Source organism: Rhizobium leguminosarum, from assembly GCF_004123835.1.
In the GTDB taxonomy this organism is placed as follows: domain Bacteria; phylum Pseudomonadota; class Alphaproteobacteria; order Rhizobiales; family Rhizobiaceae; genus Rhizobium; species Rhizobium leguminosarum_M.
This window is the reverse complement of record NZ_MZMU01000019.1, coordinates 173,398-186,966: the sequence shown is the minus strand read 5'-3', so window position 1 is coordinate 186,966 and position 13,569 is coordinate 173,398. Positions and strand designations below refer to the sequence as shown.

Sequence of the window (13,569 nt, the reverse complement as noted above, 5' to 3'; positions counted from 1 at the left end):
GGAATACGGTCAGCATGTCACTTCGCAGCGCCCTCCGCGCACAAACTGCAGATTGCCACGCCGCGGTCGACGCTCTCTTCGGCAGTTTCAACCTCTCACGCACGCAGGATTACAAGGCATTCCTGCGCGCGCATGCCCGGGTCGTACCATCAGTCGAACATGCGCTTGAGAATGGAGGAATCGGCAGTCTGCTGCCAGACTGGCCGGAACGAAGACGTGCGCACCTGCTGGCCGCCGACATCCGGGAACTCGATGATCGATTGCCCGTACCGCTTCCGCAACCGGCATTGCGCTGCGAAGCAGCGGTCTGGGGCGCCGCCTATGTCCTTGAAGGCTCCAAGCTCGGCGGCGTGCTGCTCGCCGAGGCCGTGCCCGACCACTTGCCCAGCAATTACCTGAGCCCGCAAGGCCCGAAGGGCGCCATGCGGCTTTTCATGGATCGTCTTGACGCGAGCAAGGTGGACGACCCCATTCTTGCCGCCGCCGCAGCCCGCGATGTTTTCGAGCTCTTCCTCAAAGCAGGGCAAGCCGAACTGGAAGCCGTCCCATGAGCGGCACGCACGAACCCGTCGATCTCACCAACTGCGACCGTGAGCCCATCCACCAGCTCGGCTCGGTCCAGCCCTTCGGCTTTCTCATGGCGGTATCATCAGATTGGATCGTCATGCGCGCCTCCGCAAATCTGGCGGAGTTTCTCGGAGTGACACAGGCCGAAGCGCTCGGCCGTCCCGTTGTCTCTCTGATCACACCTGAAGCACTCCACGCCATCCGCAACAAGCTTACCACGCTGCGCGGTTCCGACGTCGTCGAGCGCATTTTCGGCATTGCCCTGATGCCCGGTCAAAACAGGTTCGACCTTGCCGTGCACCTGAACGGAGCTGAGGTCATCATCGAAGGCGAGCGCTGCCGGGAAGACAGGCACGACGCCGCCTCACTCTCCATGCGCAGCATGATGTCGCGCCTCGACCACACGGAAACACTGGAAGCTTTCTTCCGTGAAGGTGCAAGACAGGCGCGGGCGCTCACCGGTTTCGATCGGGTCTTGGTCTATCGTTTCGACGAAGGCGGTTCCGGCGAAGTGGTGGCGGAAGCCGCCCGGGCCGGCATCGGCTCCTTTCTCGGGCTGCACTATCCGGCTTCCGACATTCCGGTACAGGCGCGCGCGCTTTATCTGCGCAACCTGTTCCGCATCATTGCCGATGTCGACGCCGTCCCGGTCCCGATCCTGCCGCAGCTCGACGAGCACGGCCAGCCGCTCGACCTCTCCATGTCGGTATTGCGTTCGGTCTCGCCGATCCACATCGAATATTTGAAAAACATGGGCGTTGGCGCTTCACTCTCCATATCGATCGTTGTGGATGGTAGGCTCTGGGGCCTGTTTGCCTGCCATCACTACGGCCCGCGTCTGCCTTCGGCCCAAAGCCGCTCCACCGCCGAACTCTTCGGCCAGATGTTTGCGTCGCGCCTTGAAAGCCGCGAACGGCGACTGGCTCTGGACTACGAGACCAAGGCGCGCCGCATTGCCGACCGGCTTCTCACCTCCGTCGCAGACAATGCGAGCCTGCTCGACGATCCGGCCTGGCTGATCGAGGCGCTCGCCGACGCCATTCCTGCCGACGGGATCGGCGTCTGGATCAACGGCCGGCTGGCCCTTGCCGGCATCGGGCCGAATGAGAGAGGCTTCGCAGCTGTCGTCCGCCATCTCAACCGCAGCGCCGCCGGCCGTGTCTATGCCGTGGACAGGCTCGCGGAAGCCTATCCGGATCTTGAGGTCGACGATGCGGTGGCAGGCATGCTTGCCATCCCGATCTCGCGTTCGCCGCGCGATTATGTCGTGCTTTTCCGTCAGGAATTGGTGCGCACCGTCCGCTGGGGCGGCGACCCGCACAAGCCGGTGGAATACGGGCCGAATGGCCCGAGGCTGACGCCGCGCAAGAGTTTCGAAGCCTGGTCGGAACTGGTGCGCGGCCGCTCCCTTCCTTTCACGGAGGCCGAGCGCCGTGTCGCCGAAACCATCCGCGTCACACTGATCGAGGTGGTGTTGCGCCTCACCGACGAGGTCAGCATGGCGCGCCAGGTGGCAAACGAGCGCCAGGAACTGCTGATTGCCGAGCTGAACCACCGCGTCCGCAACATATTGAGCCTCATCACCGGCATCATCCGGCAGTCACAGGCAACGTCGGTCGGCCTTGGCGACTACATCCGCCAGCTCGAGGGCCGCATCCAGTCGCTCGCCCGCGCCCATGACCAGATCACCCGCGATCACTGGGCACCTGCTTCGCTCCGGCAATTGCTGCTGGCAGAGACCGCCGCCTATCTCGGGAAAAATGCGCAACGCATCCAGATGAGCGGCGAGGACGTGCTGCTGGAACCGCACGCCTTTTCCACCGCCGCCCTTGTTTTCCATGAGCTGATGACCAACAGCGCCAAATATGGCAGCCTTTCCGGCACCCGCAGCGGCACGGTCCAGCTTGGCTGGCATCGCGACGACGAGCGCAATCTGCGCATTGGCTGGCGCGAAAAGGATGGTCCGCCCGTTGTTGAACCCAAACGTCATGGCTTCGGTTCGACGATCATCCGCCGCTCGATCCCCTATGACCTCGGCGGCAAGGCCGAGGTCCGCTACGTCAAGGATGGGCTCGAGGCGGATTTCTGCATTCCGGCGCGACATGTCGTCGGCCCGACGAGCGAACCGTCAAAGCCGGCCCCGGTCGGAGCGGCCGGTCGCAAGACGATTGCCGACGATCAGCCACTCTCCGGCCTGAACGTGCTGCTGGTGGAAAACAACCTGATCATCGCCATGGATGGGGAGGACATCCTGCGCCGGCTCGGCGCCCAGGTGGCAACGGCGCCAAGTGTCACTGAGGCGATGGAAATTCTGGCTGGCCAGTCCTTCGATCTGGCGCTTCTCGATGTCAATCTCGGCGATGAGACGAGTTTCGGGATTGCCGACCGGCTGGCAGCTGACGGCGTGCCCTTCGTTTTTGCCACGGGCTATGGGGAGGGCATCGCCCAGGCAAACAGCCACTCGGACGCGCCCGTGCTACAGAAGCCTTATACGATGGAAGGCATGACGGATATTCTTGCCCGGGTGCCGCTTCCAAGAAGAGGGTAAACCCTCACGCCTCAAGGGGATCCGGTCGCAGGCCGCCGATGAAGAGCTGTTCCAAAAACCGCGCCGCATCCTCGAAGCGCCCTTCGCCCGAATGTTCCTGCCCCAGCACGGCACGCACCTGAACGTCGAAATCCGCGTAATGCTGCGTCGTCGACCAGATGGAGAAGATCAGGTGATAGGGATCGCATGTGACGATCTTGCCTGATTTCGCCCAGGCGCGGATGACCTCCGCCTTCTCGTCGACCAATTCCTTCAGCGGCCCCTTCAGCTCGTCCTCGATATGCGGCGCGCCCTGTAGCACCTCGTTGGCGAAAAGCCGGCTCTCACGCGGAAAATCGCGGGCCATCTCCAGCTTGCGGCGGATGTAGCTGCGGATTTCCGTCTCTGGATTGCCTTCGGCATCGAAGGCCCGCAGCGGCTCAAGCCAGGTGTAGAGCACCCGGTCGATCAGCGCCCGGTGCATGGCTTCCTTGGTGCGGAAATAATAGAGCAGGTTGGGTTTCGACATGCCGGCCACTTCGGCGATCTGGTCGATGGTCGAGCCGCGAAAGCCGCTTGCCGAAAACACGTCGAGGGCCGCTTCCAGGATCTGCTCTTCCTTTTCCTCCTGGATTCGCGTCCGCCTCAGGGTTTTCGCTGCTCTCGGTATGGTCACAGACTGTTATTTCCCCTTGAAATTCAACTTCTTCGCTCAAGTTTTGTTGGAAACGATCCCCGCCGCTTCCTTGAGCAACTGCCCGTATTTTTATCGGCAATTTTCGTGATTTTCGTCTTGAGCCCGGCGGTGGAAGTTGTAATGTTTACCAATCGGTCAAATTATCCGCCAGATGCAAAACAAAGGCAACTGGCGATTTTCCGGCGCTCGACAAAACCAATAAGGCGGCGCAGGAAAGGACCACGGGAACAGGCGGGCATGCGCTTTGCATGACTGCCGCAAACAGGTGAGGGCATACAAAATGGTGGCAGCACCAGGCGAGAACATGCGCGTCAATGGCGACCGTCTCTGGGACAGTCTCATGGAGATGGCGAAGATCGGCCCCGGCATAGCCGGCGGCAACAACCGCCAGACGCTGACGGACGCCGATGCGCAGGGCCGCAGCCTTTTCAAAAAATGGTGCGACGATGCCGGTTTGACCATGGGTGTCGACCGCATGGGCACGATGTTCGCCACCCGCCCCGGTACCGATCCCGATGCTCTGCCCGTCTATGTCGGCTCGCATCTCGACACCCAGCCGACCGGCGGCAAATATGACGGTGTGCTCGGCGTGCTTGCGGCGCTTGAAGTCGTGCGCACGATGAACGATCTCGGCATCAAGACCAAACATCCGATCGTCGTGACCAACTGGACCAACGAGGAAGGGGCGCGTTTTGCCCCTGCCATGCTGGCGTCAGGCGTCTTCGCCGGGGTGCACAGCCTGGACTTTGCCTATAATCGCAGGGACCCTGAGGGCAATCTGTTCGGCGACGAACTGAAGCGCATCGGTTGGGTCGGCGACGAAGAGGTCGGCGCCCGCAAGATGCACGCCTATTTCGAATATCACATCGAGCAGGGACCGATCCTCGAAGCCGAGGAAAAGCAGATCGGCGTCGTCACCCATTGCCAGGGCCTCTGGTGGCTGGAATTCACGCTAACCGGCAAGGAAGCCCACACCGGCTCGACGCCGATGAACCTGCGCGTCAATGCCGGTCTCGCCATGGCCCGCATCCTGGAGATGGTCCAGGGCGTGGCGATGGGCGAACAGCCGGGCGCCGTCGGCGGCGTCGGCCAGGTGTTTTTCTCGCCAAACTCCCGCAACGTGCTGCCGGGCAAGGTCGTCTTCACCGTCGACATCCGCTCGCCCGACAAGGAGAAGCTCGATCGCATGCGGGCAAAGATCGAGGCGAAAGCGCCTGAGATCACCGATGCACTCGGCGTCGGCTGTTCCATCGAGGCGATCGGCCACTTCGAGCCGATCACCTTCGATCCGAAACTGGTCACGTCGGTGCGCGACGCCGCCGAGCGGCTTGGCTACAGCCACATGAACATCATCTCCGGCGCCGGCCACGACGCCTGCTGGGCCGCCAAGGTCGCACCGGCAACGATGGTCATGTGCCCCTGCGTCGGCGGGCTCTCGCACAATGAGGCGGAAGAGATCTCCAAGGAATGGGCGATGGCGGGAGCCGATGTGCTGTTCCATGCGGTGGTCGAGACGGCGGAGATTGTGGTGTGATGGCTAACGTCGCGCCTGCAGCCCCCTCATCCGACCCTTCGGGCCACCTTCTCCCCGCCGGGGAGAAGGGAACGGCGGACGTTGCGGCTTCCCCCTTCTCCCCTCGGGGAGAAGGTGCCCGAAGGGCGGATGAGGGGGCTCCGGGCGCGACGAAAATTATCAAGCAGGATATCCGGAAGCATCGTACCAACAAGACCGACCAGGCCAGGGTTCTTCGCAGCAATGAAACTGAAGAGGAATACCATCTGTGGAGCGACCTGCGCGCACGCCGCCTGAACGGCTACAAATTCGCACGGCAGGTTCCACTCGGTCCATTCATTGTCGATTTCCTCTGTCGTGAACAACGACTGATTGTTGAAGTCGACGGCTTTCAGCATGCCGAAAGCGCGTCCGATCAGCGCCGAACTGAATGGCTCAATGTGAATGGCTATTCCGTCCTGCGCTTCTGGAATCGGGAAATCTCGCGCGAACGTCGCTCAGTACTCGAAACGATTCTAGCCGCCTTGCAGGGCCGGATCGAGATCAGCTCAGAACTGCTCGGCTTCTATTCGCCGGCCCAATCTGCAGACAAGAACGGGGAATGATCATGACCACAGTCATCAAGAACGGCACCATCGTCACCGCCGACCTCACCTACAAGGCGGACGTCAAGATCGACGGCGGCAAGATCATCGAGATTGGTCCGAACCTCTCGGGCGACGAGACGCTGGATGCGACCGGCTGTTATGTCATGCCCGGCGGCATCGATCCGCACACCCACCTCGAAATGCCCTTCATGGGCACCTATTCTTCCGACGATTTCGAGAGCGGCACGCGCGCCGCCCTTTCCGGCGGCACGACGATGGTGGTCGATTTCGCCCTGCCCGCCCCCGGCCAGTCGTTGCTCGAAGCACTGACCATGTGGGACAACAAATCGACCCGCGCCAATTGCGACTATTCCTTCCACATGGCGGTCACATGGTGGAGCGAGCAGGTCTTCAAGGAGATGGAGACCATCGTCCGCGACAAGGGCATCAACACCTTCAAGCACTTCATGGCCTATAAGGGCGCGCTGATGGTCGACGATGACGAGATGTTCGCCTCCTTCCAGCGCTGCGCCGAACTCGGCGCGCTGCCGCTGGTGCACGCCGAAAACGGCGACGTCGTCGCCTCGATGTCCGCCAAGCTGCTGGCCGACGGCAATAACGGCCCCGAGGCGCATGCCTATTCCCGGCCGGCCGAAGTGGAAGGTGAGGCCACCAACCGCGCCATCATGATCGCCGACATGGCCGGCTGCCCGGTCTATATCGTCCACACCTCCTGCGAACAGGCGCACGAGGCGATCCGCCGCGCCCGCGCCAAGGGCATGCGCGTCTACGGCGAACCGCTGATCCAGCACCTGACGCTCGACGAAAGCGAATATTCCAATCCCGACTGGGATCATGCGGCCCGCCGGGTGATGTCGCCGCCCTTCCGCAACAAGCAGCATCAGGATTCACTCTGGGCGGGGCTTGCCTCCGGCTCGCTGCAGGTCGTTGCCACCGACCATTGCGCCTTCACCACGGCGCAGAAGCGCTTCGGGCTCAGTGATTTCACCAAGATCCCGAACGGCACCGGCGGCCTCGAAGACCGCATGCCCATGCTTTGGACCCATGGCGTCAACACCGGGCGGCTGACGATGAACGAATTCGTCGCCGTCACCTCGACCAACATCGCCAAGATCCTCAACATCTATCCGAAGAAGGGCGCGATCCTTGTCGGCGCCGATGCCGACATCGTCGTCTGGGACCCGCAACGTTCCAAGACCATTTCGTCCAAAGCCCAGCAGTCGGCGATCGACTACAACGTCTTCGAAGGCAAGGAAGTAACCGGCCTGCCCCGCTACACGCTGACACGCGGCGTCGTGGCGATCGAGGAAAACACCATCAAGACCCGCGAGGGCCACGGCGAATTTGTCAGGCGCGAGCCGGTCACGGCTGTCAGCAAGGCGCTTTCCCAGTGGAAGGACATCACCGCGCCGCGCAAGGTGACGCGTAGCGGCATTCCGGCAAGCGGCGTATGACGATGGCGCATGACGATACGGCCATCAACCGGGGACCGCTGCCTCTATGCCAATGACCTCACGCCGGTACCAAAGCGTCCAACTCCGGCAGAAGCACGACGCTTTCCTGCTCGTTCGGATCGGTGCGGGCGATGATCGCCGTGCACGGCGTGCTGCTGAGGTTTGCCGGCAGGTGCGGCACACCGGCCGGGATATAGAAAAGTTCGCCGGCATGGACGATGACGTGATGCTCGAGCCGGTCTCCGTACCAGGTATGGGCCTCGCCGGAGAGCATGTAGATCGCCGTCTCGTGCGCCTCGTGCAGATGCGCCTTGGCGCGGACGCCCGGCGGGATCGTCAGGAGGTGCATGCAGATGCCCTTGGCGCCGACCGTCTCGGCGGCGACCCCTTGGAAATAGCTGAGCCCCTGCTTGCCGTCATAGGCATGATTGGGGCGAACGATGTGGCAGGTGGGCTTTGATGTCACGTCCATCCTCATCCTCCATGGAGTGTCTCGCCGATAAAACCGGCAGTAATGATAACACGCAAACCGCGTTCCCGCGGCGAAAACAAGACTGGTCGCATTGATGCAAGCACCCTCCGTCGTATCCGCCAAGGATCTCTGTCTCACCTACCAGGCGAATGACGGCCCGGTGCGTGCACTGAGCAATGTCAATCTCGATGTCCGCAAGGGGGATTTCGTCTCTTTCATCGGTCCCTCGGGCTGCGGCAAGACCACTTTCCTGCGTGTCATCGCCGATCTCGAGAAGAGCACGTCGGGCGAGATCTCAATCAACGGCATGACACCGGAAGAGGCTCGCAAGGCCCGTGCCTATGGCTATGTCTTCCAGGCGCCGGCGCTCTATCCCTGGCGCACCATCGAAAACAACATCGCCCTGCCGCTGGAGATCATGGGGTATTCTAGCGCCGACCGGACGCGGCGCATCGCCGAAGCGCTCGATCTCGTCAGTCTTTCGGGCTTTGAGAAGAAATTCCCCTGGCAGCTTTCCGGCGGCATGCAGCAGCGCGCCTCGATCGCCCGCGCGCTCGCCTTCGACGCCGACCTGCTGTTGATGGACGAGCCCTTCGGCGCCCTGGACGAGATCGTCCGCGACCATCTGAACGAAGAGCTGCTGAAACTCTGGACCCGTACCAACAAAACGATCTGCTTCGTTACCCATTCCATCCCCGAGGCGGTCTATCTCTCGACCAAGATCGTGGTCATGTCTCCGCGCCCGGGCCGCGTGACCGATGTGATCGACTCGACCCTGCCGGCCGAACGCCCGCTCGACATTCGCGAAACCCCCGAGTTCCTGGAAATCGCCCATCGCGTCCGTGAAGGGCTGAGGACGGGGCATAGCCATGAGGTTTAGGCGGTTGAGTTCTAGGGTTACCCGTAGCGGCACGCTCAACGCCAATATCTGGGGGCAGTCGCTGTGAAACCCGACACATTCAAGGACAAGATCGTCCCCGTCACCACAATCCTGCTTGCCCTCGTCGTCATCTGGTATGTCGCCGCCATCCTGATGAACGCGCCGTTCCAGCGCGACATGGACGGCCGCGCCGGGGCCACACCCACCACCCTCGAATTCATCGGCAAGACGCTGGCGCAGCCGAAGCCGATCCTGCCCTCGCCGCATCAGGTGGCGCAGAACGTCTACGAGAACACCTTTCTGCGCAGCCTTTCGAGCAATCGCAGCCTCGTCTATCACAGCTGGGTAACGCTCTCCTCCACCCTGCTCGGATTCGGCTTCGGCATGCTGCTCGGCATCCTTCTCGCCGTGCTGATCGTCCATAACCGCGCCATGGACCGCTCGCTGATGCCCTGGCTGGTGGCGAGCCAGACCATACCGATCCTCGCCATCGCGCCGATGATCGTCATCATCTCCTACAACGTCCTGACCGGCGACAATGCCGTTGCGCATCTGTTGAACCTCGATTCCGACGCCTCGCGCCTCGTCTCCAAGGCGCTGATCTCCACCTACCTCTCCTTCTTTCCGGTCGCCGTCGGCATGGTGAAGGGGTTGCGTTCGCCTGAAATCATGCATCTCGACCTGATGCGCACCTATTATGCCAGCCCGATGCAGACGTTCTGGAAGCTGCGCGTTCCAGCCTCGATCCCATTCCTCTTCACCTCGATGAAGGTCGCGATCGCCGCCAGCCTCGTCGGCGCCATCGTCGGCGAGCTGCCGACGGGTGCTGTCGCCGGCATCGGTTCGAAGCTGCTCGCCGGCTCCTATTATAGCCAGACTATTGATATCTGGGCCGCCCTCGTCGCCGGATCGCTGCTGGCGGGCATCCTGGTTGCGATTGTCGGCGTTGGGGCGAAGATCGTCGACCGCGCCATGGGCGGGAGGCCGGCATGAGACATCTGACCTTCTCCTGGCAAGGCGTGGTCGCCCTCCTCCTCTGCGTCGGGGCGCTGACGGCCCTGCCGCTTCTGGCCGAGGGCGCGGCGCGCCCCCTCACCAACGGCACGGCAAGCCTCATTTTCACCATCGTCATCGCGGCTGCCCTGCTGTCATTCGCACCGCAGCCGCCGGCCTATCGGGCCACCGTACTGTTTATCGGCGCGCATGGTGCCGCCTGGATGCTGCTTTCGGCTCTTTCCGGCAACGAGGGCGCGGCGACGCGGGCTTTCTTCCTGCTGCTCTTCGCCTGCTGGCTGCTTGCCTGGCGATGCGTCACCGAGCTGTCGAAACTGCAGCCCGTCACCACTTTCGGCAAGTCGGCGCTCCAGCTCCTGATCCCGGCGATCTTCGGCGCCTGGATCCTCATTCTCTGGGAGGCGGTCACGCGTGGCGCCGGCGTTCCCTTCATCCTGCTGCCGCCGCCGAGCGCCATCGGCGCGCGGTTCATGGCGTCGCTGCCCATCCTCGGCGCGGACGTCAGGCAGACGATCTTCAAGGCGGTGCTGATCGGTTATACCGTCGGCTGCCTCAGTGGCTTCGTCGTCGCGGTGCTCGCCGACCGCATCGCCTTCCTGCGCCGCGGCCTTCTGCCGATCGGCAACATGGTTTCGGCCCTGCCGATCATCGGGGTCGCCCCTGTCATGGTCATGTGGTTCGGCTTCGACTGGCCGTCGAAGGCCGCCGTCGTCATCATCATGACCTTCTTCCCGATGCTGGTGAATACCGTCGCCGGCCTTGCCGCCTCCGGCAGCATGGAGCGCGACCTGATGCGCACCTATGCCTCCGGCTATTGGCAGACGCTGCTGAAGCTCAGGCTTCCGGCGGCAATGCCCTTCATTTTCAACGCACTGAAGATCAACTCGACGCTGGCGCTGATTGGTGCCATCGTTGCGGAATTCTTCGGAACGCCGATCGTCGGCATGGGCTTCCGCATCTCCACCGAGATCGGCCGCATGAATGTCGACATGGTCTGGGCGGAAATCGCCGTCGCGGCGCTGGCCGGCTCGATCTTCTATGGCATCATCGCCCTGACCGAACGGGCGGTGACGTTCTGGCATCCGTCTATCCGTGGTGGCTAGGCGCGCGCGGGCTCCAGAAAAGAGTCCGGGCATAACTTCAGAGGGTAAGGATAAGAAAATGAGAAAGTTGATGGTTGCAATGATGGCAAGCGCGATGTCGCTTGCATCGGCCCACGCCATGGCCGCCGACAAGGTGGTGCTGCAGCTGAAATGGGTCACGCAGAGCCAGTTCGGCGGTTATTACGTCGCCAAGGACAAGGGCTTCTATAAGGAAGAAGGACTCGATGTCGAGATCAAGCCGGGCGGCCCCGATATCGCCCCCGAGCAGGTAATTGCCGGCGGCGGCGCCGATGTCATCGTCGACTGGATGGGCGGTGCCCTGGTTGCCCGCGAAAAGGGCGTTCCACTCGTCAACATCGCCCAGCCCTATCAGAAGTCGGGCCTGGAAATGGTCTGCCGCAAGGACGGCCCGGTCAAGACCGAAGCCGACTTCAAGGGCCACACGCTCGGCGTCTGGTTCTTCGGCAACGAGTATCCTTTCTTCGCCTGGATGAACAAGCTCGGCCTTTCGACCGAAGGCGGTCCGAACGGCGTCACCGTACTGAAGCAGAGCTTCGACGTGCAGCCGCTCGTCCAGAAGCAGGCCGACTGCATCTCCGTCATGACCTATAACGAATACTGGCAGGCGATCGATGCCGGCTTCAAGCCGGAAGAACTGACGGTCTTCAACTATACTGAAATGGGCAACGACCTGCTCGAAGACGGCCTCTATGCGATGGAAGACAAGTTGAAAGACCCGGCTTTCAAGGAGAAGATGGTCAAGTTCGTCCGCGCTTCGATGAAGGGCTGGAAATATGCCACCGACAATCCCGACGAAGCCGCCGAGATCGTCATGGACAATGGCGGCCAGGACGACAACCATCAGAAGCGCATGATGGGCGAAGTCGCCAAGCTGGTCGGCGACAGCTCCGGCAAGCTGGACGAGGCGCTCTATGCCCGCACGGCAAAGGCGCTGCTCGACCAGAAGATCATCAGCAAGGAGCCGTCGGGCGCCTGGACGCACGACATCACCGACGCCGCTTCCAAATAAATTCGGCAAGATTGCGAAGCGAAACGCGCGGGAAATTTCCCGCGCGTTTCGTCTATTTCTAGAGCATGATGCCGAAAAGTGTACGCGGTTTTCGGACGACATCATGCTCTATTTATTGATTTAGATGCTGATTCAGATTTTTAGGCCAGTCGGCTTACATCATCAGCATCTAGCAACCGAAAAAAGTACCTTGCAACTGTCGCATTTATCGGGCGTCAAACGTCTTAGGGATGAGCGCGATCAATCTTCGTAATGTTGACATAACCTTGCGGTGATTGATTGACGTCGGAATGGTAATTATTATCGCCGAATGGGGAATTGTTTTCTGCCGGACTTGTAGATCGAGCAAATCGATACCACCTACAAGCCGAATTTGCCGGCGAGGGATGAAGACGGCAAAGGATCGGCGGATACCTCTGAGAATGCAGGAAGGGCAGTGGCCTGATCGCGCGCTGAGTGGCAGACGCTCGAGTTCGGCCAACCTTATCATAAGATTGGACGACGACGCATGGCACGCAAGCCGATTGGAATTCTAGGCGCCTCTACTCTTTTTGCAGCGGCACTTGCTGCATCCACCGCATTTTCGCAGGAAGCGCCGGTCGCAAAACCGCAGCAGAACCTGCCGGCGATCGTCGTCACCACGGCGGTGAATCGCACCCTCGTCGACCGTGTCATCGGCACCGGAACGGTCAAGCCCGTCGAGGAAGTCTATATCCAGCCGCAGGTCGAAGGCCTCTCGATTCGCACGCTGAAAGCCGATGTCGGCGACAAGGTTCAGGCCGAAAGCACGCTGGCAACGCTCAACGATGACGCGCTGGTTCTGGAAAAGAGCCAGATGATGGCGACGAAGGCCAAGGGCGAGGCAAGCCTCGCCCAGCTGCGCGCCCAGCTCATCGAGGCGCAGGCCAATGCCGAACAGGCAAGGCAGCAGCAGGCCCGCGCCCAGGAAATGGGCAAGAAGGGCACGGTTTCCACCGCCCAGGTCGAGCAGGCCGATGCGACCGCCGCCGCAGCCAATGCCCGCGTCGTCTCCGCCGAACAGGCGATCGAGGTCTCCGAAGCCGATCTCAAGGTCTTCGACAGCCAGATTGCCGATGCCGATCTGAAGCTGGCGCGCACAGATGTGAAGACACCGGTCGCCGGCACGGTCTCGGCGAAGAACGCAAAGGTCGGCGCCATCGCCGCCGGCAACGGCGATCCACTGTTCACCATCATCCGCGACGGCGATATCGAGCTTGTCGCTGAGGTCGCCGAAAGCGATATTGTCAGGGTCATGGCCGGCCAGAAGGCGACGATTTCGCTTTCCGGCAGCCGTGAGAAGCTTTCCGGCGCCGTACGCCTGGTTTCACCGACCGTCGATCCGGTCACCCGCCTCGGCCTCATTCATATCTCTATCGATGATGACAGCAAGGCGCGTTCCGGCATGTATGGCAGCGCCGAGATCATCGTGCGCGAGACTGAAGGCGTAGCGCTTCCCCTGACCGCGGTACTCACCGGCAACGAAGGCTCCTCCGCCCGCAAAGTCGAGGACGGCGTGGTGAAATTCGCCAAGATAGAGACCGGCATCCAGGACGGCGCCTATGTCGAGGTCATCGATGGATTGAAGACCGGCGACGAAGTCGTGGCCAAGGCGGGCGCTTACGTCCGCGACGGCGACCACATCACGCCGGTGCGTGAACAGCCCCCGGCTTCCAACTAAAGAGA

At 61.8% G+C, this 13,569-nt stretch carries 12 protein-coding genes; 10 read left to right on the top strand and 2 right to left on the bottom strand.

Annotation, left to right across the window (positions count from 1 at the left end; genetic code table 11):
• Nucleotides 1-14: 14 nt before the first annotated feature.
• The gene (locus B5P46_RS27740) at nt 15-551 is read left to right on the top strand and encodes a biliverdin-producing heme oxygenase (RefSeq protein WP_129421531.1); all 537 of its coding nucleotides are present in this window, start codon (nt 15-17) and stop codon (nt 549-551) included.
• The gene (locus B5P46_RS27735) at nt 548-3,115 is read left to right on the top strand and encodes an HWE histidine kinase domain-containing protein (RefSeq protein ID WP_129421530.1); all 2,568 of its coding nucleotides are present in this window, start codon (nt 548-550) and stop codon (nt 3,113-3,115) included. Before B5P46_RS27740 ends, B5P46_RS27735 begins: the two co-directional genes overlap by 4 nt.
• Nucleotides 3,116-3,119: 4 nt before the next feature.
• On the opposite strand, the gene B5P46_RS27730 is transcribed toward B5P46_RS27735, so the two are convergent.
• Nucleotides 3,120-3,770, bottom strand: a complete 651-nt coding sequence (locus tag B5P46_RS27730) for a TetR family transcriptional regulator C-terminal domain-containing protein (protein ID WP_129421529.1) — start codon at nt 3,768-3,770, stop codon at nt 3,120-3,122.
• A 301-nt stretch (nt 3,771-4,071) separates the two neighbouring features.
• On the opposite strand from B5P46_RS27730, the gene B5P46_RS27725 reads away from it, so the two are divergent.
• Genes B5P46_RS27725 through hydA form a run of 3 tightly spaced genes read left to right on the top strand, consistent with a single transcriptional unit; the run spans nt 4,072 to nt 7,366 of the window.
• A complete protein-coding gene (locus B5P46_RS27725) occupies nt 4,072-5,325 on the top strand; it encodes a Zn-dependent hydrolase (protein ID WP_129421528.1) in 1,254 nt (417 codons plus the stop codon).
• Nucleotides 5,325-5,909 (top strand): endonuclease domain-containing protein, encoded by a 585-nt coding sequence (locus tag B5P46_RS27720; RefSeq protein ID WP_129421527.1) that lies wholly within the window; start codon nt 5,325-5,327, stop codon nt 5,907-5,909. The genes B5P46_RS27725 and B5P46_RS27720 overlap by 1 nt, the downstream gene beginning before the upstream one ends.
• Before the next feature lie 2 nt (nt 5,910-5,911).
• Nucleotides 5,912-7,366 (top strand): dihydropyrimidinase, encoded by a 1,455-nt coding sequence (gene hydA / locus B5P46_RS27715; RefSeq protein WP_129421526.1) that lies wholly within the window; start codon nt 5,912-5,914, stop codon nt 7,364-7,366.
• 58 nt (nt 7,367-7,424) lie between these two features.
• On the opposite strand, the gene B5P46_RS27710 is transcribed toward hydA, so the two are convergent.
• Nucleotides 7,425-7,838 carry a cupin domain-containing protein gene (locus B5P46_RS27710; protein WP_003542280.1) on the bottom strand — a complete coding sequence of 138 codons (414 nt, stop codon included), beginning with the start codon at nt 7,836-7,838 and terminating at the stop codon, nt 7,425-7,427.
• Nucleotides 7,839-7,932: 94 nt separating this feature from the next.
• Between B5P46_RS27710 and B5P46_RS27705 the strand changes: the two genes are divergently transcribed.
• The 5 genes from B5P46_RS27705 to B5P46_RS27685 all read left to right on the top strand — a co-directional run bounded on the left by B5P46_RS27705 (nt 7,933) and on the right by B5P46_RS27685 (nt 13,564).
• A complete protein-coding gene (locus B5P46_RS27705; protein ID WP_129421525.1) occupies nt 7,933-8,718 on the top strand; it encodes an ABC transporter ATP-binding protein in 786 nt (261 codons plus the stop codon).
• 63 nt (nt 8,719-8,781) lie between these two features.
• Nucleotides 8,782-9,711 (top strand): ABC transporter permease, encoded by a 930-nt coding sequence (locus tag B5P46_RS27700; protein ID WP_129421524.1) that lies wholly within the window; start codon nt 8,782-8,784, stop codon nt 9,709-9,711.
• Complete coding sequence (locus B5P46_RS27695) at nt 9,708-10,835, top strand: ABC transporter permease (RefSeq protein WP_129421523.1); 1,128 nt, start codon at nt 9,708-9,710, stop codon at nt 10,833-10,835. Before B5P46_RS27700 ends, B5P46_RS27695 begins: the two co-directional genes overlap by 4 nt.
• 58 nt (nt 10,836-10,893) lie before the next feature.
• The gene (locus tag B5P46_RS27690) at nt 10,894-11,865 is read left to right on the top strand and encodes an ABC transporter substrate-binding protein (protein WP_027663876.1); all 972 of its coding nucleotides are present in this window, start codon (nt 10,894-10,896) and stop codon (nt 11,863-11,865) included.
• A gap of 508 nt (nt 11,866-12,373) precedes the next feature.
• Nucleotides 12,374-13,564: an efflux RND transporter periplasmic adaptor subunit gene (locus tag B5P46_RS27685; protein WP_129421522.1), complete on the top strand. Its 1,191-nt coding sequence runs from the start codon at nt 12,374-12,376 to the stop codon at nt 13,562-13,564.
• Nucleotides 13,565-13,569 lie beyond the last annotated feature (5 nt).